Consider the following 25527-nt stretch of genomic DNA (forward strand, 5'->3'; position numbering starts at 1 on the left):
AATGGTGACGGTAATGCCTTCCCATTAGCAGACTATATTCCTTTTGAAGCCCTTTCTGCATTCGACGGAGAGAGCACCTTAGGAGACTGGACCTTGACTATCGAAGATACCTTCGCCGGTCTTGACTCTGGTATCTTGAACAGCTGGGGCTTCACCTACGACTACGAGGTGGTGCCAACCCCACTTGATGTGGTACTCGATGCTAGCGGAATGGCAACTGTAAATATCGCAGACCTTCTATTAAATGTTGATGAAGCATGTGGATGGACAGCAACCGCTGGATCTATGTCCACGAACTCATTGACGACTACCTTCGCAGGTGGAAATGGACAGTCTGGAAACATGTTTGACATCATGGCTGTAAACGACTTAACCGTTCAGTCTTTCGATGTAAGTATGGACGCCGGAACTACCGATGATGTGGAGATCTATTTCAAGACAGGTACTTGGGTTGGATTTGATCAAGATCCTGGTGCTTGGACCTTAGTAGAAACGGTAACTGATGTTACTTCAGAAGGAGATAACGTACCTACACCCTTGAATACAAACTTGGATATTGATGTAGCTGCCGGTGAAACAGTAGCGTTCTACGTAACTTTGGTAAACACTACCAACATTGCGTATACAGACGGAACTACCACTGGTGATTTGTTTGCATCTGATGCCAATTTAGAATTCTACGAAGGAGCTGGGAAAGCGTATCCATTCGACTTGACTTTTGATCCTCGTGTATTCAACGGAAACATCGTTTATGATGTGGACGGAGTTTCTACCACTATGGACTTCACCTGTGCCGATCTTGGTGAAAACCAAATCGACGTAACCGTTACAGACGACAGCGGTAACACAGCTATGTGTACGGCTACCGTTAACATTCTAGACGAAACGGCTCCGGTAATCACTTGTGGACCTCCGGCAAACGTGTCAGATTCTGCTTCAGACAGTCCTGCTTTAGCGATCGTAGATAATACGACTGTAAGCACGACCTTGTCTGTAACCGATGATGTAACCATCACCGATCTTAACGTAGATCTTGATATTGCTCATACCTGGACAGGTGACTTAGAAATTACCTTAGAATCTCCAGCGGGAACGCAAGCGCTTATCTTTAGCGGTGCGGCAGATGGTTGTTCTGGTGATAATATCATGGACCTATTGGATGATGAATCTGCTAATGCTTTGGCGTGTGCCGCTGGAAGCTCAGATGCATTCCCATTAGACGATTATATGCCAAGTAACCCACTTTCTGTTTTCGACGGAGAGAGCACTTTGGGTGATTGGACACTTAGTATTGAAGACACGGCTGGTGGTGACAGTGGTGTATTGAACACTTGGGCTCTTAACTACAGCTATCCGAACCCGAATCCAAATTCTGTAATCGAATTGGATGAGAACGGAATGGCGGTTGTAGATCCATTCGACTTGATTAGTAGTGTGGATGAAGCTTGTGGTATTGATACCGCTGCTGTTGATATCACAGAAGTATTCTGTAGCGATATCGGAACGACACTTGAAATCACTGTATTTGTAAGTGACGCTAGCGGAAATATCGCTTCTTGCGTGGCCATGGTAGATGTAGTAGACGCAATGGCTCCTGAGCTTACGTGTCCTGCTGATCAAACCGTTGATCCAGGTGCTGGTAACCTTAACTACGAAGTGCCAGATTACTTCGCAGATGGTGACGCAACGGCTACTGACAACTGTACAGATCCTGTAACGATCTTGACTCAAGATCCGGCTCCGGGTACCTTGTTGCCTGACGGCGTATACACGGTAACTCTTACCGCTGAGGATGAGTACGGAAACGTTGCTACCTGTACGTTCGAATTGACCGTAGAAAGCACCTTTGGTGTAGAAGACGTTCTTGCAAAAGAGGTAAGCATTTACCCGAATCCTGCACGTAACGTGATCAACATCACCAATGGTTCTGCGATTGGTTTAGACAACGCTACCATTTACGATGTAAACGGTCGCTTGGTACAAACCATCGATCTTACGAACATGACTACCGAAAAGTCGGTTGACGTTTCTCAATTGGCTTCAGGAGTATACATGGTAAACATTCAAGGAGAAGGTGGAAACACCATCAAACGCTTGATCAAGGAATAATCTTCCTCATAAACCAACCAAAAGAAAAGCCGCTTCTCACGAAGCGGCTTTTTTATTTCAATTCACTCAGATCTATGTGGCCTCCCACGCAAATACTGCTTTCCTTAGTTGTAAGAAGCATGAGAAATCTACAAAAGGTATTTTTCGAATATCGTTTCGTCTCACAATCAAAATATAAGTAGCCCTCAGCACTTACAAATGTTAAAGTTTTCTAGGTAACCCCCTATCTCCAAGAAGGTTATAACAATACCCCCTACCGGGTATTTTGTTTTGTAGGAAGAACCTATACTTTTACAACTGTTTACTAACTAACTAATTATCAATTATGATCTTTCTCCCCAGGCGAGAACAAACATCGTTTGTGCGCTCGCTATCCTTCTATTTCTTTTTATTAACTACCCTTTCTTTACTCTTTTCAAACCCTCTCCACGCTCAAACACAGTTAGGTGCAGATTTTAACGGGGCTGCTTCAAACAGTCTGCTAGGCCGAGCTACGGCATTAAACGATGACGGGACGCGCGTGGCCATTGCAAGCCCAGAATCTGATGATGTAGGAACCAACTATGGAAAAGTTCAGATCTATGAATACAACGGTACAACATGGACGCAATTGGGAATCGACTTGAATGGTAATTTTACCAATGAGCAATTTGGATTTTCTGTAGATCTAAACGATGCCGGGAACCGACTCATCGTAGGCGCTACCGGTACTACAGCCCAATCCGGAATCACGTATATATACGAATACGACGGCACCAATTGGCAACTTCTGGGCAGCCCTATTACCGGTACCGAAATCGGAGAGTACTCAGGGTATTCTGTCAGTATGAACAGTAATGGCGACACGGTTGCTATAGGCTCTCAACGCTTTAATGGCGCTACAACCAATCAGGGGAGAGTACGTATATTTCAATTTAACGGCGCTTCTTGGGCCCAAGTAGGTAGCCAAATTATCGGCACACAAAATAGCGAGACTTTTGGATACACGGTTGCGATCAATGGCGCGGGTAATCGTGTGATTGCGGGTGCGCCATTTTACGATAACGGAGGAAATAATAGCATAGGTCGTGCAAGAATCTATGAATTTTCTGGGGGTTCGTGGTCTCAAATTGGAAATACACTTATTGGTGAAGCCGCGATTGATCAATTTGGGCGTTCAGTAGCTATGGACGACAGCGGGGATCGCATCGCCGTTGGTGCCTTTCTTAATGATTCTTTTGCTCCCAATGCCGGTGAAGTAAAGGTGTATGAATGGAATGGTAGCGCGTGGAATTTGGTGGGAGCTCCGATTACAGGAACCGCAGGGGATGATCGATGTGGCCTATCGGTTGCGTTGAGTAATGATGGGAATAATCTAATGGTCGGCAGCTACCTTAACGATGACGATCAAACAAATGCAGGGAAGGCAAGGTTGTTTCGTTTTTCAGGAGGCAACTGGAGTCAATTGGGAGCTGATATCTTCGGAACGCAAGCCAGTGCCCAAACAGGATATCATGTGAATATCAACGGTCAAGGAGATATTGTGACCGTGGGTGCTCCATTTAACGATGCCGTTTTCGCGAATGCCGGAAAAGCACGCGTTTTCCAATTTGTTCCTCCGGCAGAAACTGATGTAAGCCTCGCCGCAGGAACCCTTACCATTACCGATGTGAATGGCGGAACGAGTGATGATAATATCACTTTTACCACCAACGGTGCCAATTTAGAAATTGCCAATACAGTTCCTGAATTTTCGGTAAGTGGTCCGGGTGTTACTATTGTGAATCCAAATACCGTTTCTGTTCCTTTGGCCAATATCACCAATGGAATTATTCTGAATACATTAGGCGGAACCGATGCGTTTACGCTTTCAGATGATCTGGTATTGCCAGGCACTTCGAATAGCTTGGAGATTACTGGCATTGAAAACTACACGCAAAACAGCGACCTATCAATTGATGGTAATGTGTCCATCTCGTCATCAGGCGCTGTTGTACTCGGAGACATCTTTACGAACGGAATGCTCCAAGTCGCCACCGATAACAGCGACATTTCCAATGTTATCGGAACAGCACTATCCGTAATAGGAACTTCTGAATTTACGATAACCGGTACTGGGAATGTGTCGCTTTCCGGAAATCATAATTTGGTGGGTGGAATTGATGCTAGCTGTACAAACTTCAGTATCACCGGAACCCCTCCTACTGCATGGACCCTGAACGATATTGATGCCGATAGTGGCATTTCGGTAACGAATAATTCAAATGGAATCATCCTTACGGGAGACCTACTTTCCGGACCAACGGACACCATCTTACTGCATTCTGGTGGAACCGCAGGTATTGTACAAACCAGCGGACGCGTTGCTGGGCGCTTATTAGATCTCGCCGCAGGAGGACAAAACATAGATATTTCCGAAGCAAATAACGCGATGAGCGATCTGCGAGTGCAGAACGCAAACAATGTGACCTATCAAGATCGTTTTGGATTGGATATAACGGGACTGCAAATCACTGGAGATTTTAATTTGACTACCAATGGTCTTACGCGAACTGCAACCACCTTCATGACAGTGGATGTTGACGGAGATATCGATATCGATGCGGGCGTAGGGAATAATATTAATTTTCAATCGAACTTGAATCTCGGCGGACTCATTAACCTCAACGGAAACATTGTTATTCTTTCAGGATCCTCAGATAGCGTGTGGCAACTTAATGATGTGACGATTGCCGATAGCGGAGAATTCGTGAACAATAATAACGGTATTACGTTCAATGGAGATTTTGAAAATTTAGGATTTCGTTCTCAGGTTACCACTGGCGGAACGGCTGGTATTTCACAATTAGGAGGAACCATAAATGTAGCTCGTCTGGAGTTACAAGCCGGGGGCCAAAACATTGCTTTGGATTTTGCGCCGAATCAAATTGCACGCCTACGAGCGGTCAATACGAACAATCTCAATTTAGATATTCAAGGGACCATTGACTTAATGAACCTGTCGCTCTCTGGAAATTTAACTGTGGAAGCTACCGGAAATATTCGTGATGATATCAATGCGAGTTTCAGTATCGGCGGTACGGTAACGCTGGATTGCCCTGCATCGGTGAATTTCGATATGTTTGGAGGGTCCCATGTGATTTCGGGACCGTTTACCATTACCGCAGGTCAGATTCCGAATATCATAACCCTAACCAGTCAGACCTATACTGAGATCACTACCACGAACACGACAGGAACCATTAACTCATTACAAACTACGGGGCCAGCACAATCGATTACCTTCAATGGTAATGTAATTGTTCCGGGAGCAAGTGATTTACGCATCAACACGGATAACGGTGTTACTCAAAATTCAGGTATCCTAGTCGCAGATGATCTGGAGATCATCAGCAACGGAACTGCAAATGTACTGGTAGCGCAGCCTAATAATGCATTCAACAGTTTGCAGGTAATTGCCCCATCAGCCGGAACGAATATCAATTCAACTACCCCTGTGATTTTTAGGACGATAACTGCAGATAGGTTTAACCCCACCATCACGACGATGATCTTTAACGCCGGCTCTAACGTAACGTTTGGAAATGCGGGAATCGCCTCAACCTTTACAGGAAATGTGAATGCCGCTGCAGGTGGAACTCTTACACATACCGCTGGGGGTCTGCGCTTCGAGAATGGAGATTACAACCTCTCTGGGCTCACCTTCAATGGTGCTTCGGCATTTATTGTATCCTTCGATGCAGTTACCGAAACCACCGCAGGGCCCGATCTTACCTTCAATAATCTAAATGTTCGTGGAGGAAATTACAAAACAAATAATGTGACCACAACGGTCAATGATACCGCCCTCATAACGAATGGCTCACAATTGACCGGTACCGGTGCGATAGACGGAACGGTGTTGATCGAAAATGTAAGCTTTATCGCTCCGGGAACGAGTCCGGGATGTCTGGCAACGGGCGATCTCGAGCTTGTGAATGGGGCGACTGCAACTATCGAGATCGACGGTCCTACGGTTTGTACCGAATACGATCAGATACAGGTAACCGGATCGGTTACACTAAACACCCCTACCCTTTCGCTCGTAGGCGGATATGCTGCTACCACCGGAGACATGATTGTCTTGATCGACAATGATGGTGCCGATGCCGTGATCGGAACCTTTAACGGATTGGCCGAAGGAGACGCTGTGACTGTAGGCGCCTTCAATGGAACCATTTCCTATGCTGGGGGAGACGGAAACGATGTTGTGTTGATCGCTGGAGATACAGAGGCACCTGTGGCCGTCTGTCAAGATATTACCGTGCAATTAGACGGAAGTGGGAATGTGACCATTCTTCCAACAGATGTGGATGGCGGCTCGACCGATAATATTGGAATCGTTTCTTATAGCGTTAGTCAGGATAGTTTTACATGTGCCGATGTGGGACCGAACACCGTTACCCTAACGGTAGCAGATGCCGAAGGAAATATGGATAGCTGCACGGCCACCGTTACGGTGGAAGACAATGTGGCTCCAACGGCCGTTTGTCAAGATATTACCGTGCAACTCGACGCGACCGGAAATGTTTCGATTGCTGCTTCAGATGTTGACGGAGGTTCGACCGATAACTGCGGAATCGCAGGACTCAGTGTAAGTCCCGCTATTTTTAGTTGTTCGGATGTAGGCGCCAATACCGTAACCTTAACCGTAACCGATGTCAACGGAAACACCGATACGTGCACCGCTACCGTTACCGTGGAAGATAATGTGGCGCCGACTGCCGTTTGTCAAGATATCACCGTGCAACTCGACGCGACCGGAAACGTCTCCATCGCAGCTTCAGATGTTGACGGAGGTTCGACCGATAACTGCGGAATCGCAGGACTCAGTGTAAGTCCCGCTATTTTTAGTTGTTCGGATGTAGGCGCCAATACCGTAACCTTAACTGTTACTGACGTGAATGGAAACACCGACTCCTGTACCGCTACCGTTACCGTAGAAGACAATGTGGCGCCGACTGCCGTTTGCCAGGATATCACGGTGCAACTAGACGCGACCGGAAATGTTTCGATCGCTGCTTCAGATGTTGACGGAGGTTCGACCGATAACTGCGGAATTGCTTCGCTTTCCATCGACCAATCTAGTTTTACTTGTGCAGACGTGGGTGCGAACACCGTAACCTTAACGGTTACTGACGTGAATGGAAACACGGATACGTGCACCGCAACCGTTACCGTGGAAGACAATGTGGCGCCAACGGCCGTATGTCAAGATATCACGGTGCAACTCGACGCGACCGGAAATGTTTCGATTGCTGCTTCAGATGTTGACGGTGGCTCTACCGATAACTGCGGAATTGCTTCGCTTTCCGTAGACCAATCAAGTTTTACCTGTGCTGATGTAGGTGCAAACACGGTGACCTTGACCGTGACTGACGTGAATGGAAACACGGATACGTGCACCGCAACTGTAACTGTGGAAGACAATGTGGCACCGACGGCCGTATGTCAAGATATCACGGTGCAACTAGACGCGACCGGAAATGTTTCAATCGCAGCTGCGGACGTAGACGGTGGCTCTACCGATAACTGCGGAATTGCTTCGCTTTCCATCGACCAATCAAGTTTTAATTGTGCTGACGTTGGACCCAATACCGTGACCTTAACCGTTACCGACGTCAACGGAAACACCGACACCTGTACCGCTACCGTAACGGTGGAAGACAATGTGGCGCCGACGGCCGTTTGCCAGGATATCACGGTGCAACTCGACGCGACCGGAAATGTTTCGATTGCAGCTGCAGATGTTGATGGAGGTTCTACCGATAATTGCGGAATCGCTTCGCTTTCCGTAGACCAATCAAGTTTTACCTGTGCGGACGTGGGTGCAAACACTGTGACGCTAACCGTGACAGACGTGAACGGAAACACCGCCTCCTGTACCGCTACCGTTACCGTAGAAGACAACGTGGCGCCGACGGCCGTTTGCCAGGATATCACGGTGCAACTCGACGCGACCGGAAATGTTTCGATTGCAGCTGCAGATGTTGATGGAGGGTCGACCGATAACTGCGGAATTGCTTCGCTTTCCATCGACCAATCAAGTTTTACCTGTGCTGACGTTGGACCCAATACCGTGACCTTAACCGTGACTGATGTGAACGGAAACACCGACACCTGTACCGCTACCGTTACCGTAGAAGACAATGTGGCTCCGACGGCCATTTGCCAGGATATTACCGTGCAACTCGACGCGACCGGAAACGTCTCCATCGCAGCTTCAGATGTTGACGGAGGTTCGACCGATAACTGCGGAATCGCAGGACTCAGTGTAAGTCCCGCTATTTTTAGTTGTTCGGATGTAGGCGCCAATACCGTAACCTTAACTGTTACTGACGTGAATGGAAACACCGATACGTGCACGGCTACCGTTACCGTAGAAGACAATGTGGCGCCGACGGCCGTTTGCCAGGATATTACCGTGCAATTAGACGCGACCGGAAATGCTTCGATTGCTGCTTCAGATGTTGACGGAGGTTCGACTGACAACTGCGGAATCGCTTCGCTTTCCATCGACCAATCAAGTTTCACTTGTGCTGATGTGGGTGCCAATACTGTGACCTTAACGGTTACCGATGTTAATGGAAACACCGACACTTGTACAGCAACTGTAACTGTGGAAGATAATGTGGCTCCGACGGCCGTTTGCCAGTATATCACGGTGCAACTCGACGCGACCGGAAATGTTTCCATCGTCGCTGCAGACGTAGATGGAGGTTCGACTGATAACTGCGGAATCGCTTCGCTTTCCATCGACCAATCAAGTTTTACCTGTGCTGATGTGGGTGCCAATACCGTGACGCTAACCGTTACTGACGTGAATGGAAACACCGACACCTGTACAGCAACTGTAACTGTGGAAGATAATGTGGCACCGACGGCCGTTTGCCAGGATATCACGGTGCAACTCGACGCGACCGGAAATGTTTCAATCGCAGCTGCGGACGTAGACGGTGGCTCTACCGATAACTGCGGAATTGCTTCGCTTTCCATCGACCAATCAAGTTTTAATTGTGCTGACGTTGGACCCAATACCGTGACCTTAACCGTTACCGACGTCAACGGAAACACCGACACCTGTACCGCTACCGTAACGGTGGAAGACAATGTGGCGCCGACGGCCGTTTGCCAAGGTATTACCGTGCAACTAGACGCGACCGGAAATGTTTCGATCGCTGCTGCAGATATTGACGGTGGCTCTACCGATAACTGCGGAATCGCTTCGCTTTCCATCGACCAATCAAGTTTTACTTGTGCTGATGTAGGCGCAAACACCGTGACGCTAACCGTGACAGACGTGAACGGAAACACCGATACGTGCACCGCTACCGTAACGGTGGAAGATACTACTGCTCCGGCAATCTCATGCCCAGCAGATGTTTTTGCCAATACGGATCCTGGACAATGTAGCGCGGTGGTGATCTTCCCAGACGCCATTGCAATTGATAATTGTGGAATCGCTTCCATCACTCAGACGCAAGGTCCGCTTAGTGGGTCTGCTTTTCCGACAGGAGACACGCTTATTGAGTTTACCGCGGAAGACCTCAATGGTAATATTTCAGTCTGTAGTTTTACAGTTACAGTGACCGATAATGAAGTGCCCTTAGCTGTATGCCAAGACATCACGCTTCCATTGGATGCCAACGGAAACGCATCAATCACTGTCGCCGATATCGATGGGGGATCTAGTGACAACTGTGGAATTGCTTCTACAACCATTGACACGACCGACTTCACCTGTGCTGATGTGGGTGCCAATGCAGTGACACTTACTGTAACCGATATTAATGGAAACGTAAGCACATGTATAGCCACAGTGACCGTAGAAGACAACGTGGTGCCGACGGCGGTTTGTCAAGATATCACCGTCCAATTAGATGTCACTGGAAGCGTTACCATCAATCCTTCTGATGTGGATGGAGGTTCTACAGATGCTTGTGGAATTGACACCCTCAGTTTAGATATCGATACGTTCGATTGTTCCAACATCGGAGCCAATCTCGTTACGCTTACGGTAACCGATGTCAATGGAAACATGTCTAGCTGCACCGCTACGGTTACCGTAGAAGATAGTACAAGTCCGGACCTGATATGTATGGATATTACCGTATCGCTCGATGAAAATGGGGAGGCAACCATTACTGCGGATGATGTGATCGACAGTGCAACAGACGCTTGCGGAATAGATACCACTGCGGTTGACATTACCGAATTCGACTGTAGTGACATTGGAACTCCAATTACTGTCAATGTTTTTGCTGTTGATGTTAATGGTAACAGTTCAAGCTGTACCGCAACGGTGACTGTGATCGATGATCTGGAGCCATTGCTGACATGTCCGGATGATCAGATAGTAACCATTCCGGCTGGAGCACAGTATGAAGTTCCGGACTATTTCGCAGAAGGACTCGTAATAGCAAGTGACAATTGTACCGATCCGATCACCATCACAACGCAAGACCCTGCGGCAGGAAGCTTAATAGACCTTGGCTCGTACACGGTAACGGTGACGGCAGAAGATAGCTACGGAAATGTTGCCACTTGTGATTTTGAACTTACAGTGGATGAAGAATTCGGAACGAATGACACATCGGTATCTCTTGGATCTATTGTGATGTATCCGAATCCGGCACAAGAAGTAGTATACCTGAGCAATCCACAAGGAGTTGATTTGGATCGTGTTGAAATCCTTGACGTGGCCGGGCGTTTAATTGCATCTCATAACCTCCAAGGCATGGGAAGTGAAAGAGCCCTGGATATTTCAAACTTAGCTTCGGCTACCTATACAGTAGTCATCTATTCAGGAGAAGCTCGTATCAGTAAGCAACTCTTGCGAGAGTAGTTTTAACAAATATCTTTATCGAGACCCCGACCCTATGTGTCGGGGTTTCGTTATTTTTAACCTATGAGAAAATTACTCTTCCTGCTTGTACTCGTTTCCATGATATCTTGTACTGATAAAAAGAAGCAAGATAAAGACGAAATGATGCCGGTGGAAGCCGATGGCGGAATTGGTGATGGTGCTCCCCCATTGGACTCCGTATTAGTAAAACACAAAGACTCCCTTCGCTAATGTTTCCGTGGCATCAATATTTATTCGGACTCTTATTCATCGTAGCGGGTGTTATGCATTTTGTAAAACCAAAAATGTACGAACGTATTATTCCGCCCTATCTCCCCTCGCCAAAAGCCATGGTACAATTGAGCGGTTTTGCTGAAATGATACTGGGCCTGGCCCTACTCAATGCTGATAGTCAGTCGTGGGCGGCATGGGGTATCATTATCATGCTGTTCGTGTTCTTAACGGTTCATGTCTATATGCTTCAGAATGAAAAGGCCTCTTTGCGATTGCCTCGTTGGATCTTAGTGGTACGAATTCCACTGCAATTTCTACTGATGTACTGGGCGTATCTATACACCTAGTTCATGGAAAAACAAATTCTTCCACTAGCGAAGGCATCGGTATCCTATATTCCTGGATTTCTTTCCGAAGAAAGCGCCTCCGAGCATTTTCAGCATTTTTTAAATACCATCAAATGGGAGCAACGAGATGTAAAGGTCTTCGGAAAAGTATATCCACAACCCCGGCTCACAGCACTTTATGGCACACCGGAAAAAACCTATCGCTATGCCGGACTTACTTTAGTTCCTAATAAAATGGCGCCCAAACTGGCTGCGCTACAACAAAAAATTGAAGCGTATAGCGGCTTTCAATTTAATAGTGTATTGCTCAATTTGTATCGAGACGGACAAGATAGTAATGGATGGCACAGTGATGACGAAGCCTCCTTAGGAAAGCAGCCCAAGATCGCCTCCCTGAGTTTAGGAGCCCCACGAAGTTTTCACTTTCGGGAACGCAACAACCATCAAAATACCTTCAAAGTGGAACTTCATCATGGAAGTTTGTTGTTGATGGGAGAAGGCACCCAACAATACTGGCATCATAAAATTCCTAAGACAAGAAAAGACGTAGGCCAGCGAATTAACTTGACATTTCGATATTTGATCTAGACTGCTTGACCTCACAATGACGTTCAAAAAAAAGTTGAAACGCTAAGAGCAAGGTAATCGGAATGTAATAAAACAAGTTGTTCTGGTATTGGTCGGCACCAATAAAACTGGCAATCATCAGGGATGATATAAAAAAGCCTACTACAAGTGCTAGCTTCGGAAATACATTGAAGATGAGAAGCGTCCCTACAAAAAACTCGGCGAACAATAATAAAGATGTAATAATAGTGAGCGCAAAACCTTCCGGCAAAAAGACTTCAAATTGATCGCGCATGAAGGCAATATGAGTTTCCATGAACATAATTCTTATGATTCCATGGAGGGCTAAAATTACACCTATGATCTTGCGTAAACGTATGGGCATCTGCGAGTAAACTAAAAATTTTGGCAAAATTAGTTCAAAATGCGAAGATTTGAAACACCGATTATTTTCGAAAACGTTTTAGTCTCACGAAATTCGATAGCGAACCCATAATTCCGATAAAGTGCTATAGCAGAATAGATACGTTAACAGAAAATTAGACGATAATCGGTCGTTATCCATAAATGTCATTGAGTACGCTTGCCAAACGAAGGCCTCCTTTATGTAATTGTTCCTGAAGCCGTTGAAAATAATCATACATATAGCGATACCCTAATTTATCCCCTTTTCGTGTATGCATATAGATATCTTCACAAAGCCTTCGACTCTCCTGCATCCAACTGATGACCGAGCCTTTCTGAATAGATGCAATTTTCGCTTTAGACCATGGCACCTTGTTCGCAGCAAGCTCGGTATACGACATATTATAGTGCTCGATCATCTTCGTATCCCAGACGGTATGAAGATTGGTGCCTTCGTTGAACCAACGGACCTGAAAGTCGTTGCCTCCTCGATCTTCTGCAAGTCCAATATGCAACGGTTGATGGAGGTCTCCTATAAAATGCACCAACAGCTTTAAATAAAAGGCGGCATCTTCTCTTGCAATTTCATCGTCTTTTAATTTCTGAATGCACGTTTCAATGGCCGCTACAATATCGCCCTCATCGCTTTTGGGATGTTCTAAATAGGTAGTGTCAAAAGGAAAGTTTACATAGTGCCACGGACCGTATTGCCGATAGGCCGTATCGCTCTTTATTTCATCGGCATAGGTTGAAACATAGGCTAGGGTGCGCCCATCAAGAATCTTATCAATAGCTCGCTGCGCCTTTTTATTGACATATTGTTGTGCTATCGCACCAACCGCTCGATGCCCCGTTTTACCCCAGATGGGAATTTCAGCAGCTACTCCCACAAACGACCATAGCATACTAAGTAGAATCAGAACTTTCATCTTATATCAGTTTGGGTCAAAGATACAATTCGAATCAAGATAGTTTGTTAGCACAAGGTTGTTAATTCTGAAAAATATGCTATATTTGTTTAATATCATTTTAATATCACTTTAAATTTTCAGTCATGAGCCAAGAAAAAACGATCGTACCTGCCAATGGTTATTTGTTCCTGTTTCTTTTTCTGCTATTCTTCTTCGGCGGAATCATTGCCATTATCCAAACCCACATCGGTTGGTTTGGAATTGCCGTTTTCATCGGACTTCTAATGCTTCCGGGCTTTGTGCTTGTAAATCCTAATGGGTCGCGCGTCTTGTTATTGTTCGGAGAATACAAGGGGACGGTCAAAAAGAACGGATTGTTTTGGGTAAATCCTTTTTACGCCAAGAAAAAGATTTCCCTTAGAGCGCGAAATTTTGATAGTGAACGTCTAAAGGTAAACGACAAACTGGGAAATCCGGTAATCATTAGCACCATTCTAGTTTGGCGTGTTCGCGATACGTATCGCGCAGCTTTCGATGTAGATAATTATGAAAATTTCGTGCGTATCCAAACCGACGCCGCGGTTCGAGAATTAGCGAGCAAATATCCATACGATAATTTTGCCGATGAAGGCATGGATGAAGACATCACCTTACGTTCCAGCATGACCGAAGTAAATGAAGCACTGGAGAAAGAACTTCAAGAACGACTCGCCATTGCAGGTGTGGAAGTATTGGAAAGCCGAATCGGTTATTTAGCCTACGCCAATGAAATTGCCAGCGCCATGCTCAAGCGACAGCAGGCCACCGCCATCGTTGCTGCTCGCCACAAAATCGTGGAAGGTGCCGTTAGTATGGTAGAAATGGCGTTGCACGAATTGAGCAAGAAAGAGGTGGTACAACTAGACGAAGAACGAAAAGCGGCCATGGTTAGCAACCTGATGGTTATCCTTTGTGGCGACAAAGATGCTGCTCCCGTGGTGAATGCTGGAACCCTAAATACTTAAGAATGCGGGTTTTTTCTGAAGTACAACGTTTTAATCAGTGGTGGTTTTACCTCATTATATTTTCCGTTGCAGCATCGGTTTACATTCCTTTGTTTCTATTCGGAACAGAGGAGCGTTCTTTGCCTACGGAAGCCTTTTGGATCACAGTTGGCTCGGTTTTATTTGTTACCGTATTGTTTTTGTGGATGGTATTTGTACTACGATTGAAAACTACTATCAATGAACAAGGCATTCAATATCAATTCAAAGGATTTCACCGTGCTCCTAAAGAGATTGATTGGCGAGATCTAGATCAGGCTTATGTTCGAACCTATCGTCCGCTTAGCGAATATGGAGGATGGGGCATTCGAGGAAGTTTAGGTACCAGCAATAAAGCGTATAATGTAAGAGGCAATAAAGGTCTTCAGTTAGTGTTTAAGAACGGTAATCGAATTTTAATCGGAACACAACAACCAGAAATCCTAAAAAAAGTACTTACAACGTATCACTCCAAAATTGTATCTCATGAACATTAAATGGCTTCTTTTATTTTTAATTTCAGGTTACATTGTAGCACAAAACGATTCCTATAACGAAACCGAAATAAGTATCACCCCTTTGGTAGATGGCACATTACTGATCCCTTCTACGGAAACGGCTCCTCCCCTTGCGATTATTATCGCAGGCTCCGGCCCTACAGATCGAAACGGGAATCAAAACATGATGAAAAGCAATGCCTATAAACATCTAGCAGAAGGACTATACAAACAAGGCGTTGCCACCTTTCGGTATGATAAGCGTATTGTGGCGCAACTGAAAAATCGCACGATTCAAGAAGAAGGCATTCGCTTTGAGGATTTTGTAGCTGATGCGGAAAAAGTGCTTGATTACTTTCAGGACGATACGCGCTTTTCGAAAATTCACGTCATTGGTCATAGTCAGGGTTCTCTGGTGGGCATGCTGGCCGCAAAAGATCGCGCCGATGGTTTTATTTCCCTGGCAGGCGCCGGACAGGAAATTGATGATGTTATTATTGACCAGCTTCAAATGCAATCGCCCGGTTTGGTAGACAATGCGCGCACCGCCTTTGACGATCTGCGAGTAAATGGGGTGGCCCAAAATTACAGTCCGTATCTCGCGTCTATCTTTCGCCCTCAAATTCAACCCTTTTTATTGAGCTGGATGCAATATGACCCAGCTGCGATACTATCTGAACTAGACATGCCCATCCTTATCGTGAACGGCACCAAAGATCTTCAGGTGTTAGAGAGTGAAGCGGCCCTGCTCAAGGAGTCAGTTTCGGAAGCCTCACTGGTGCTCATTGAAAATATGAACCATGTATTGAAGGAAATTACCGGAGACCGACTCGAAAACAGCAAATCGTATAACGAACCTCAACGGCCGGTAATGCCAGAATTGATTACCCTGCTTAGCGAATTCATAAAAAAATAAGATGCCTAAGAAAAAAGCCTTTGCGCTACGCGTTAATGAAGACATGATGAGAGCCATTGAAAAATGGGCTTCCGATGAATTTCGTAGTACCAATGGCCAAATTGAATGGATGCTCAGAGAATCGCTCAAAGAGGCAAAACGCCTTCCGAAGAAAAAGGAAGAATGAAGTTCGTAAATAATTGTATTTTGCGTCAAACTCTATTACATGCAGGATACTACCACTGAAATCATCAAAGACACAACCCCCCTATTAACCAATGACACCATGGTTTTCGGGCTCTTGATGATCGCCTTAGGGCTCATCTTCTATACTTCCCACCAAAAATCAGGGTTCTGGCATTCGTTTTATAAAATCGTTCCCGCCTTATTTATGGCGTATTTTATTCCTGCAGTCTTCACCACCACAGGCTTGATCGCGCCTGAATGGACTACTGTGGCAGAAGACGGAACGGCCACGGAAGGCAGTACCAATTTGTATTATATGGCGAGTAGATATTTACTTCCAGCAGCCTTGGTTCTTATGACCCTCTCCATCGATCTGAAGGGGGTTTTTAATTTAGGTCCCAAAGCCCTGATCATGTTCTTTACAGGAACCATTGGGATCATACTCGGTGGCCCCATTGCCGTACTATTGGTGGGTACTTTTTCTCCGGAAACCGTGGGCGGTGCAGGCGCTGATGCCGTTTGGCGCGGACTTTCTACCCTGGCAGGTAGTTGGATTGGCGGTGGTGCCAATCAAACTGCCATGCTTGAGATCTACGGCTACAATCCCAGCCTCTATGGTGGTATGGTGTTCGTAGATATTGTAGTGGCCAACATTTGGATGGCGCTATTACTCATTGGAATAGGCAAAACCACCCGAATTGACAAGTGGTTAAAAGCAGACAATTCAGCTATCGAACGTCTCAAAGAAAAAGTGTATACATATTCAAAAAAAGTAGAACGAAACCCCAGTCTAACCGACCTTATGATTTTAGCAGCTATTGCCTTTGGAACGGTTAGTCTGGCCCACTTGCTGGGCGGTTACTTAAGTGGGTTCTTTGAATCTTACGTCAATGGAATGCCCAAAGGTTTGGCTCGAAATGTAGTGAGCTTCCTTGCCTCTAGTTTCTTCTGGATGATCTCAATCACAACCATTATCGGGATCTTGTTATCCAACACCAAAGCGCGCAGCTATGAAGGTGCGGGAGCGAGTAAATTCGGAAGTGTTTTTATCTACATTCTAGTCGCCACCATAGGTATGAAAATGGACCTCACCCTTATATTTGAAAACAAAGGGTTGATTGTTGTTGGTTTGGTTTGGATGGCGATTCACGCCGGACTCCTAATCCTAGTTGCGAAACTAATACGAGCGCCTTATTTCTTTTTAGCGGTTGGCAGTCAGGCGAACGTAGGAGGAGCGGCCTCTGCACCCATCGTTGCGGCCGCTTTCCATCCATCGTTGGCAACCGTGGGTGTCTTACTGGCTGTCTTTGGATACGCCATCGGTACAGTAGGAGCTATTTTGTGTACCGTGCTCATGCAATTGGCCGCGGCAGGATAGTATTTTTTGTAAAAAATATGTTTCTTTGCGGCGCTAGAAAATGACTGTGCTATGATTCGCTATGTATCGCTCCTTTGCTTCTTATTATTATTTATTTCCTGCGGAACTCGTTCTTCTGAAGAAGATCAAATGGTGGTATCGGGAACGGTTTCTGGATTGAAGAAAGGAACGTTGTTGCTACAAACAGCCAACGACAGTGTCTATGTTACGGCGGATTCCCTAACGATCAACGGAGAAGACATGTTTGAACTGAGCACCACCGTTGAGAGTCCGCAAATGTACTACCTCTACTTAAAAGAACAGGATGGTGACTTTAAAGAGCGTATCCCATTTTTCGGCGAGCCCGGAGAGATTCGTGTGGAAACCAGCTTGGCTAAATTTGGAATCAACCAACGCATTAGTGGGTCAGAATCTCAGGCTATTTTGGAGGACTATAAAAAACTATCTCAGCGCTTTACCGATCGTAATCTAGAGCTTATCGAAGAACTGCTAATCGCCCAAAAGGACGGGAAGGATTCCTTGGCGCAAGCCCTGCAACGACAGCAAGAGCGCAATCTTTCCAGCAAGTATCTGGCTACGGTAAACTTTGCGAGAAACCATAATGATTCGGAAGTAGCCCCATATGTAATGTTGGCAGAAGCCTATGATATTCGCACAAAATACTTAGACACGGTATACAATCATTTAACACCGCGCATTCAGAATTCTACCTACGGAAAAAAACTTCAAAAACTAATTGCTTCCGCAAAAGAAAACAATTAGGATAGGGTATTGATTCGATCGATCAACGCACGTCCTTCTTTTTCCAATTCTTCCCGGATTCCGTTGAAGTGCTGTTTTGGAGATTCCACCTCTTTTTGGTGAATGCTTGCGATCAATCGATCGTATAAGGAAAGCGCGTCGTCTATGATTTTTTCACTTTCTTTGGTGTCCTTTTTTGGATGAGTTAGTTCCCATACATAGACAGCTTCAATGATTTCTCCAATCACAAAATTGATGTCTTTTTTCAAATTGCGAATACTTGCCATATAGCTTGAATTTATTCGGAAAGGTACGAAGTAATTATGGAATAAAGACCTCTAATAAGGTGGCCTCGTTCGATTCTATTTGATAGGTCGATACGCAGGCAGGAACCAAAAGGGTTGTCCCCATTGGCATAGGTAGCGTAACGGTAGCCGTTTTCAAGGATGCGCTTCCAGCGACACACATCCAAACGGTAAAAGAATCCCGAGCTTCATGTGTCATCTGCTGATGGGCATTCAACTTCCATTTTCTTGTTTCAAAATAGGCATTCGAGACCAGGGTTACCGGTGTATTAAAAGCTTCCCGGTACGAGACCCGTGCTTCGGAAGCAGCAAAGTTGATGGCGTCTAACGCCTGTTCGGTATGCAATTCGCGGAAATTACCTTGAGCATCCGGGCGATCCCAATCGTAAATTCGATAGGTAATATCTGAAGTTTGTTGAATTTCCGCTAATAGAACGCCACTTCCTATGGCATGCACCGTTCCGGGTGCAATAAAGAACGTATCTCCAGTAGAAACCGGTTCATTTTGAAGCACTTCAGTAATCCTTCCGGCATGTAGCGCTTGCTCGTAGGTTTCTTGGTTCATAGCGCGATTGAATCCGAGAATCAATCGGGCCTCGGCTTGGGTATGCATTACGTACCACATTTCGGTTTTTCCGAAGCAATCGTGTCGTTTTTTAGCGAGTGCATCGTCGGGGTGTACCTGCACCGATAAATCTTTCGCGGCATCGATAAATTTGAACAAGAGCGGGAATTGGTTGCCAAAGGTCTGATAGACCTTCTCCCCTAGCAATTCGGCTCCATAGGTCGTAATTAGGTTTTGTAATGACGTCCCTGCTAACGGGCCGTGACGCACCGTGGAAACATCTCCTGGGACCGCCGACAGCTCCCAACTCTCCCCCATGCCCGGAGCATCCGTTTTTTGAAGCACGCTAGCCAATTGATCTCCTCCCCATACTTTTTCTTTCAGAATGGGTTCAAATTGAAGTGGATATAAGGGGTGTTGTTTCTTAGACATGTTGTTTACCCGGTGTAGACTACAAAATTTCGTGGTGTTTCGTATAGTTTTACGATGATGTTGTAGTTGGCATCTAACCGTTTTCTTAGTCGGTTGTAAATAACCATCGCAATATTTTCCACCGTTGGGTTCAGCTGCTTAAACTCCGCTACCTCTTCGTTAAGATTTTTATGGTCGAACGGAATTACCACCGTTTCCATGATCAGGTCTTTCAGTATTTTCAGGTCTATCAGAAAACCGGTTTCGGGATCTACTTCCCCTTCAACGCCAATTTCCATCTCATAATTATGGCCGTGATACAGCGGATTACTACATTTTCCGAAGACCTCCTTATTCTTTTCATCACTCCATTCTGCCTTAAACAGGCGATGGGCCGCATTAAAATGTGCTTTTCTATAAACGGTTAAGCTCATACGTTTAAGTGTTGTTGAAATTTTTCGAAAATGATCTTAAACCAAGTGGTATACCGTTCAGGATGCTCCTTCATATCGGCTTCTATCTGGTCGAGCGATTCCCATTTCCAATCCGCCACTTCTTCGGGATTAATTTGTGGAGCCTCGTTATAGCTTCCCACTAAAATATGGTCGTATTCGTGTTCCGTTAGCCCGTTATCGAACGGAGCTTTGTAAATGAACGAAGTAGTTTCTTTTAACTCGGTCGAAAAGCCCATCTCCTCTTGTAGTCGGCGTTTACCTGCGGAAACATTTGCTTCTCCCTCGCGCTGGTGACTACAGCAAGTGTTGGTCCAAAGTCCCGGAGAATGGTATTTATGTGTGGCGCGCTGCTGAAGCATAAGCTCGTTTTTATCATTGAAAACGAAGACTGAAAAGGCGCGGTGAAGCAGTCCCTTTACATGGGCCTCTTGTTTTCCCATCAATCCGATAGGTTCGTCACGGTCGTTTACTAAAATGACCTGTTCTTCTGCCATAGCCTGTTACTTTTTTTCAAAAATACGAAATCAGCTATTGCCATAAAAACAAAAAGCATCCGAGGAATCGGATGCTCTAAGTTTGATAATTGAAACTAGTTAGTTAGATAATATCAATTCTTAATGATGAACATGGAACGGCGATTGAGCTGATGTTCCTCTTCGGTACAGTCCACTCCATCCGAACAATTGTTCACTAATCGGCTCTCGCCATAACCTTTAGCGGTAAGGCGACTACGATCAATTCCGTTAGAAACCAGCCAATTAAGAGTTGACTGAGCTCTCTTTTCAGAAAGGCTTTCATTATATGATTTCGTTGCGCGAGAATCAGTATGTGATTCGATATGAATGATTAGCTGTGGGTATTCTTTCATTGCGGAAAGAATTTTAGCCAACTCTACTTCAGCATCCGGGCGAATGTTGTGACGGTCGAAGTCAAAATAAATTGGTTTCAACTTAAGACGACACCCTAAATCTTCTGGCGGACAAGGATCATCGATCGTTAACGGTATGTCTACCGTAATCGTCGCTGTTTTACTCGGCGTTACTACCTGTATCTCATTCGGGAAATAGCGATCCTTGGTGGCTCTTACCGTATAAGTGGTTTCACAAGCCTGAGATGTAAAACGATACCGCGCATCCGATCCTACGATCATTTCATCCAAAGGTGTATTGTTTTCATCTAAGAGATATACCGTGGAGCCCGGTAGCAGGTCTTCGGTATCCTTGTCAAATACAATTCCGGTGATTTCGATCATACATTGTTCCTGTACGCGATAAATTTCGTCGTTCACGCTTCCCGAGGTGCCGCTTCGGTTGGAAGAGACATATCCTAATCGCTTGCTTTCTTTAATCACAAAACCGAAGTCATCCTGACTACTATTGGCAGGCTCACCCAAATTGACGATTTTCCCTGTATGTCTTCCCTGCTCATTCAAGCCGGTGACAAACACATCTAAACCTCCAAGCCCAGAACGGCCATCCGAAGAAAAATATAAGTTGTTCTCTTCACTAATAAATGGGAAGCTCTCTCGGGCTTCCGTATTAATGGTGGGCCCTAGGTTCATAGGTTCCCCATAGGTTCCGTCTTCCTTAAGATCGACATACCACAAATCGGACATTCCCAAAGTACCGGGCATATCAGAAGCGAAATATAGCTTACTGCCATCCAAACTGAGCGTAGGATGCGCTACGGAATAATTATCGCTATTAAAGGGCAGTTCCTCTACGTTCGTCCAAAAATTATCACCACTTTTAATAGCCTTGTATAATTTGAGTCGGATGGTTTTGTTCTTATCCTTCCCTTTCTTCCCGTCGGTAAAATTATTACGGGTAAAATACATCGTTCTACCGTCTTTAGAGAAGGCTGCATTCGATTCGTGATAAGCGGTATTCACATCTCCCGGTAAGGGTTCCGGGTTGGAGAGCATCCCCGCGGCATCCATATCGGCGACAAAGAGGTCTAGGAATGGTTGCTCGTTCCATTCGTGAATCTTACTGCCCTCAGATTGTGGACGAGCTGTAGAGTACACTAGCTTTTCACCATAAAAAGAAGGACCGAAATCGGAAACGCTATCAATATTGATAGACACTTCTTCCAATTCGTATCCTCGTGCACCAAACGCGATATTTTTAAGATATTCGGGGTCGTCCAGAAAATTTTTCACGACCAATTTTCCCGTTCCCAAGGCAGCATAGGTGCGCATCATTTCATCAGCTTCGTCATACAATCCCACACTTTTATAAGATTGTGCAGCGCGGTAGTAGTAATCAGCTTCTGTATCACCTGGATACGCAGCGATTAACTTTCGATACCAGGTAGCCGCTTCGTCGTAGTCACCGTTGAAATAATAGGTATCTGCCAAGTTCTTATAGACCTGTGGTGAAGAATATCCTTCTTCTACCACTTTCAGATAGATCTTACGAGCGTCGATATACGCGTATTTATCGAACTCTTCGTTGGCTTTTTCGACTTTCTTTTTTTGGGCGAAGGAAGTACTGGTAAGGGCGAGTACCAGCAGGGACATAAGTAGTGTTTTTATTCTGTAAGATGAAACCTTCATATTATATATTTTTAGAAGAATCGTGGGGTAAGTACCCTATCTGGTTTATTAAATACGTCGAATCGTAAAATGATCTCATACGATCCATCGCTGTAGTCTTCGATATCGGTTGTTTGCCAGTCGTATCCAAATCCGATAAAAATAGCATCCGACGCCTGAAATCCAACAAGGGCACTAAGTGCCGCGCTCCAACGATATGAGGCACCCACTGTAAGCGTTTCGTTGAACAAAAAGTTTGCCGAAGCGTCCCACTGTAAAGGGGAGCCATTCACCAATTTAACTAAGGTAGCAGGCTTGAATTTGACGTTGTCGCTGATATCAAACACATATCCAGCAATCAAGAAATAGTGCAGGCGTTCTGCGGCGATAGTTTCCGCTTGCGTATTTACCAAACTACTTTCATCAAAATGTTTTGTTGTTAGAAAGTTAGGTACTGAAAGTCCGGCATAAAAACGATCGGTATTATAATATATACCAGCACCTATCTGAGGTTGTAATCGGTTGTCTATATTATTCTGAAAACGTGGATCGGATTGATCTGCAATGTTCAGCTTTGTAAAGTCTACATCAAGTAAATCTAACCCGGCCTTCAATCCGAAGGATAATTCGGCCTCATCAGACGTATTAATGGTATACGAATAATCGATATTGATATTCGATTCTACCGCTGGACCTAGTTCGTCATGAACGATGGAAAGTCCCAACCCCATATTGTCTAAAGAACCAATAGGAGAATCAACCGTAAAGGTACCGGTACGTGGTGCCCCTTCGATATTCACCCATTGAATTCGACCTAAGAGACCAAAACTCAACATATCGCGCGACCCGGCATAGGCGGGATTGACCACCTGTGTGTTGTACATATACTGCGTATACTGCGGGTCTTGTTGCGCATTACCTGAAAAGCTGGTTCCAAGTAAGATCAAAACTAAGATTGCTATGTAACTATTTTTCATCTTGTATCGTTTTAATTCCGGGAGGGTTACCCCTCCCGGGAATCTTTTATTCACTATCTATTAATGTATAAGTAACCGGCGTAACTGTCTTGCCCTGGATTCTCCTCACCGGTGAAGGTTAGGATGTAGTAATAGGTACCCGAAGGCAAGCGTTCTTCTGCCTGAATGGTGGCACGTCCGTTAGAAACACCTCTAAAGACATTGTCGCTTTCATTATAGCCATCGGTTTCCCAAACGAGCACACCCCAACGGTTGAAGATCTTCACATTGTTTTGAGGATATTCAGCAATACCATCGATGATGAAGTAGTCGTTCAGTCCGTCTCCATCCGGTGTAATACCGTTGAAGATTTCGAAGATCGCTGCTTCTACCCCTGGAAGTTCCGTTACGGTTGGATCGTCTGGATCGCCATCGTTATCAGGGTCGGTATCGGTTGGATCATTTGGATCATCAGAGGTGTCGTCAATAACCGTGTCGTCTCCATCGTTTGCTGTCACAATCGCTTGGTTGACTACGCTTAAGTTATCAATATCTTCCTGTGTAATCGCATAGGTCGCAGTAAAGGTGGTGTCGTCTGTTTCACCAGGCAACAATTCAGCAATTGGACCGCCTTCGATCACGATACCAGGTAGTGGATCGTCAATAAAGATGTCGTAAAGCGTCACCGTTCCTGTGTTAGTCACACTGAAGAAGTAGCTGATGGTTTCACCTACATCAGAGTTTCCATCTCCGTCTTCATCATTGAATACAGACGATTTCTCTAAGCTGATACTCGCTACCTGACATAGGCCAAGTACGGTGGCATCATCTTCGAAGTTACTGTTGTCATCTGAAAGGTCGGTTACTACCGTTCCATCAGGAGCGGTACCTTCAGCAATCGCTTGGTTACTGATAGATCCGGCATCAACATCAGCTTGCGTTACGGTGTACACCGCAGAGAATGTTTCGGTATCTGAAGCTCCCGCATCTAGAGAAATTGGACCTCCGTCTACCGCTACCATTGGATCGATAACGATAACATCGGTAAGATCTACATTTCCTAGGTTAGTCACTACAAAGTCGTACACAATCGTTTCTCCTGCATCGATACAACCGTTGTCATTCTCATCCGTTGGTGTTCCTGTTTTGATCAGGGCAATCGCCGGATTCTGACATAGGTCGGTTATGGTTGGATCATCTTCAGTTGGACTGTTATCATCCGATTCATCGCTAACGGTATTTCCTGCTGGATCAAATCCTGTTACAAGCGCCTGGTTTTCTACAAAACCTCGGTCAATATCAGCTTGTGTTATCAGATACGTGGCTGTAAAGGTCGCAATATCTGTTTCTCCAGGATTCAAGGTGATAGGTCCTCCTACCACATTTACCAATGGGTCTTGGATATCAACACCCGTCAAGGTTACGTTACCCGTATTTATTACCGTGAAGCGATAGCTGATCGTCTCTTTTGGATCGGCACAACCGTCTCCGTTGGTGTCATTCACCGTACCTTCCTTGATCAGCGCAATACTTGCGTCTTGACAAAGGGTGGTGATCGTAGGATCGTCATCAATGAAGGTATCATCATCCGAATCATCGCTTACCACATCTCCATTTGGAGCAGTACCTTCTACGGTCGCTTGATTTTCAAACTGACCGGCATCGATATCTGCCTGAGTGATGGCGTACACCGCCGTAAACGTTGTATCATCCTGTGCTCCTGGAGCCAAGGTTATTGGTCCGCCTACCACGTTGACACCTGGATCTTGAATATTGATATTCACCAAGGTTACGTTTCCAGTGTTTAGTACACTGAAGGCATAGCTAATAGTCTCATCTACATCGGCACAACCATCACCATTCTCATCATTGAATGTTCCTATTTTGATCAAAGCAATGCTTGGCTCTTGACATAGTGTAGTAACGGTTGGATCGTCTCCTGTTACTTCAGATTCGTCTGAAAGATCGTCTACTACCGTTCCATCAGGAGCAGTACCTACTGCTGTTGCTTGGTTTTCTACCTCGCCAGCGTCAATATCTGCCTGTGTGATTGTATAGCTTCCGGTGTATTCCCAGGTTTCAGTAACATCCAAGATTCCGTCACCATTATCATCTCCGGCTGGTCCGGTGATCGTAGCGATCAT

At 45.4% G+C, this 25527-nt stretch carries 20 protein-coding genes; 11 read left to right on the top strand and 9 right to left on the bottom strand.

All coding sequences use genetic code 11. From position 1 onward, the window contains the following. The 5 genes from PO830_RS14400 to PO830_RS14420 all read left to right on the top strand — a co-directional run. On the top strand, positions 1-2109 hold a 2109-nt coding region (locus tag PO830_RS14400), incomplete at its 5' end, for a proprotein convertase P-domain-containing protein (protein ID WP_272854278.1). Positions 2110-2434: 325 nt separating this feature from the next. Continuing rightward, positions 2435-10972 (top strand): HYR domain-containing protein, encoded by an 8538-nt coding sequence (locus PO830_RS14405; RefSeq protein ID WP_272854279.1) that lies wholly within the window; start codon positions 2435-2437, stop codon positions 10970-10972. 63 nt (positions 10973-11035) lie between these two features. Next, entirely contained in the window at positions 11036-11203 is a 168-nt protein-coding gene (locus PO830_RS14410) for a hypothetical protein (RefSeq protein WP_272854280.1), read from the top strand. Next, positions 11203-11553, top strand: coding sequence for a DoxX family protein (locus tag PO830_RS14415; RefSeq protein WP_272854281.1), 351 nt, complete (start codon positions 11203-11205; stop codon positions 11551-11553). The genes PO830_RS14410 and PO830_RS14415 overlap by 1 nt, the downstream gene beginning before the upstream one ends. A gap of 3 nt (positions 11554-11556) precedes the next feature. Continuing rightward, positions 11557-12141, top strand: a complete 585-nt coding sequence (locus PO830_RS14420) for an alpha-ketoglutarate-dependent dioxygenase AlkB family protein (RefSeq protein WP_272854282.1) — start codon at positions 11557-11559, stop codon at positions 12139-12141. On the opposite strand, the gene PO830_RS14425 is transcribed toward PO830_RS14420, so the two are convergent. Both PO830_RS14425 and PO830_RS14430 read right to left on the bottom strand, forming a co-directional pair. Next, positions 12113-12436 carry a hypothetical protein gene (locus PO830_RS14425; protein WP_272854283.1) on the bottom strand — a complete coding sequence of 108 codons (324 nt, stop codon included), beginning with the start codon at positions 12434-12436 and terminating at the stop codon, positions 12113-12115. The genes PO830_RS14420 and PO830_RS14425 overlap by 29 nt on opposite strands. 241 nt (positions 12437-12677) lie before the next feature. Continuing rightward, positions 12678-13454, bottom strand: coding sequence for a S1/P1 nuclease (locus PO830_RS14430; protein WP_272854284.1), 777 nt, complete (start codon positions 13452-13454; stop codon positions 12678-12680). Positions 13455-13579: 125 nt separating this feature from the next. Between PO830_RS14430 and PO830_RS14435 the strand changes: the two genes are divergently transcribed. The 6 genes from PO830_RS14435 to PO830_RS14460 are packed head-to-tail and all read left to right on the top strand — an operon-like array spanning position 13580 to position 18176. After that, complete coding sequence (locus PO830_RS14435) at positions 13580-14440, top strand: SPFH domain-containing protein (protein ID WP_272854285.1); 861 nt, start codon at positions 13580-13582, stop codon at positions 14438-14440. 2 nt (positions 14441-14442) lie between these two features. After that, positions 14443-14955, top strand: a complete 513-nt coding sequence (locus tag PO830_RS14440) for a hypothetical protein (protein ID WP_272854286.1) — start codon at positions 14443-14445, stop codon at positions 14953-14955. Next, positions 14945-15871 (top strand): alpha/beta hydrolase, encoded by a 927-nt coding sequence (locus PO830_RS14445; protein WP_272854287.1) that lies wholly within the window; start codon positions 14945-14947, stop codon positions 15869-15871. The genes PO830_RS14440 and PO830_RS14445 overlap by 11 nt, the downstream gene beginning before the upstream one ends. A 1-nt stretch (position 15872) precedes the next feature. Next, on the top strand, positions 15873-16037 hold the full coding sequence (locus PO830_RS14450; protein WP_272854288.1) for an Arc family DNA binding domain-containing protein: 165 nt from the start codon (positions 15873-15875) through the stop codon (positions 16035-16037). 39 nt (positions 16038-16076) lie between these two features. Next, complete coding sequence (locus PO830_RS14455) at positions 16077-17414, top strand: DUF819 family protein (RefSeq protein WP_272854289.1); 1338 nt, start codon at positions 16077-16079, stop codon at positions 17412-17414. Positions 17415-17465: 51 nt separating this feature from the next. After that, on the top strand, positions 17466-18176 hold the full coding sequence (locus PO830_RS14460) for a DUF4369 domain-containing protein (protein ID WP_272854290.1): 711 nt from the start codon (positions 17466-17468) through the stop codon (positions 18174-18176). Here PO830_RS14460 and PO830_RS14465 read toward each other — a convergent pair. The 7 genes from PO830_RS14465 to PO830_RS14495 all read right to left on the bottom strand — a co-directional run. Continuing rightward, positions 18173-18442, bottom strand: a complete 270-nt coding sequence (locus PO830_RS14465) for a hypothetical protein (RefSeq protein ID WP_272854291.1) — start codon at positions 18440-18442, stop codon at positions 18173-18175. The genes PO830_RS14460 and PO830_RS14465 overlap by 4 nt on opposite strands. Positions 18443-18476: 34 nt before the next feature. Further along, positions 18477-19457: a type I phosphomannose isomerase catalytic subunit gene (locus tag PO830_RS14470; protein ID WP_272854292.1), complete on the bottom strand. Its 981-nt coding sequence runs from the start codon at positions 19455-19457 to the stop codon at positions 18477-18479. A gap of 5 nt (positions 19458-19462) precedes the next feature. After that, a complete protein-coding gene (locus tag PO830_RS14475; protein WP_272854293.1) occupies positions 19463-19870 on the bottom strand; it encodes a 6-pyruvoyl trahydropterin synthase family protein in 408 nt (135 codons plus the stop codon). Further along, on the bottom strand, positions 19867-20385 hold the full coding sequence (gene idi, locus PO830_RS14480; protein ID WP_272854294.1) for an isopentenyl-diphosphate Delta-isomerase: 519 nt from the start codon (positions 20383-20385) through the stop codon (positions 19867-19869). The genes PO830_RS14475 and idi overlap by 4 nt, the downstream gene beginning before the upstream one ends. Positions 20386-20498: 113 nt before the next feature. Further along, positions 20499-22412: an OmpA family protein gene (locus PO830_RS14485; RefSeq protein ID WP_272854295.1), complete on the bottom strand. Its 1914-nt coding sequence runs from the start codon at positions 22410-22412 to the stop codon at positions 20499-20501. A gap of 47 nt (positions 22413-22459) precedes the next feature. Then, positions 22460-23404 (bottom strand): PorP/SprF family type IX secretion system membrane protein, encoded by a 945-nt coding sequence (locus PO830_RS14490; RefSeq protein ID WP_272854296.1) that lies wholly within the window; start codon positions 23402-23404, stop codon positions 22460-22462. A gap of 53 nt (positions 23405-23457) precedes the next feature. Next, positions 23458-25527, bottom strand: a 2070-nt coding sequence (locus PO830_RS14495) for a gliding motility-associated C-terminal domain-containing protein (protein WP_272854297.1), incomplete at its 5' end; no start/stop codon positions are given.

The organism is Altibacter sp. HG106, assembly GCF_028561755.1.
In the GTDB taxonomy this organism is placed as follows: Bacteria; Bacteroidota; Bacteroidia; order Flavobacteriales; family Flavobacteriaceae; genus DFVG01.

Excerpts from the sequence above, each read along its gene's own strand:
- PO830_RS14405 (WP_272854279.1), top strand. The coding sequence starts at position 2,435 with ATGATCTTTCTCCCCAGGCGAGAACAAACATCGTTTGTGCGCTCGCTA.
- PO830_RS14410 (WP_272854280.1), top strand. The coding sequence starts at position 11,036 with ATGAGAAAATTACTCTTCCTGCTTGTACTCGTTTCCATGATATCTTGT.
- PO830_RS14415 (WP_272854281.1), top strand. The coding sequence starts at position 11,203 with ATGTTTCCGTGGCATCAATATTTATTCGGACTCTTATTCATCGTAGCG.
- PO830_RS14420 (WP_272854282.1), top strand. The coding sequence starts at position 11,557 with ATGGAAAAACAAATTCTTCCACTAGCGAAGGCATCGGTATCCTATATT.
- PO830_RS14425 (WP_272854283.1), bottom strand. The coding sequence starts at position 12,436 with ATGGAAACTCATATTGCCTTCATGCGCGATCAATTTGAAGTCTTTTTG.
- PO830_RS14430 (WP_272854284.1), bottom strand. The coding sequence starts at position 13,454 with ATGAAAGTTCTGATTCTACTTAGTATGCTATGGTCGTTTGTGGGAGTA.
- PO830_RS14435 (WP_272854285.1), top strand. The coding sequence starts at position 13,580 with ATGAGCCAAGAAAAAACGATCGTACCTGCCAATGGTTATTTGTTCCTG.
- PO830_RS14440 (WP_272854286.1), top strand. The coding sequence starts at position 14,443 with ATGCGGGTTTTTTCTGAAGTACAACGTTTTAATCAGTGGTGGTTTTAC.
- PO830_RS14445 (WP_272854287.1), top strand. The coding sequence starts at position 14,945 with ATGAACATTAAATGGCTTCTTTTATTTTTAATTTCAGGTTACATTGTA.
- PO830_RS14450 (WP_272854288.1), top strand. The coding sequence starts at position 15,873 with ATGCCTAAGAAAAAAGCCTTTGCGCTACGCGTTAATGAAGACATGATG.
- PO830_RS14455 (WP_272854289.1), top strand. The coding sequence starts at position 16,077 with ATGCAGGATACTACCACTGAAATCATCAAAGACACAACCCCCCTATTA.
- PO830_RS14460 (WP_272854290.1), top strand. The coding sequence starts at position 17,466 with ATGATTCGCTATGTATCGCTCCTTTGCTTCTTATTATTATTTATTTCC.
- PO830_RS14465 (WP_272854291.1), bottom strand. The coding sequence starts at position 18,442 with ATGGCAAGTATTCGCAATTTGAAAAAAGACATCAATTTTGTGATTGGA.
- PO830_RS14470 (WP_272854292.1), bottom strand. The coding sequence starts at position 19,457 with ATGTCTAAGAAACAACACCCCTTATATCCACTTCAATTTGAACCCATT.
- PO830_RS14475 (WP_272854293.1), bottom strand. The coding sequence starts at position 19,870 with ATGAGCTTAACCGTTTATAGAAAAGCACATTTTAATGCGGCCCATCGC.
- idi (WP_272854294.1), bottom strand. The coding sequence starts at position 20,385 with ATGGCAGAAGAACAGGTCATTTTAGTAAACGACCGTGACGAACCTATC.
- PO830_RS14485 (WP_272854295.1), bottom strand. The coding sequence starts at position 22,412 with ATGTCCCTGCTGGTACTCGCCCTTACCAGTACTTCCTTCGCCCAAAAA.
- PO830_RS14490 (WP_272854296.1), bottom strand. The coding sequence starts at position 23,404 with ATGAAAAATAGTTACATAGCAATCTTAGTTTTGATCTTACTTGGAACC.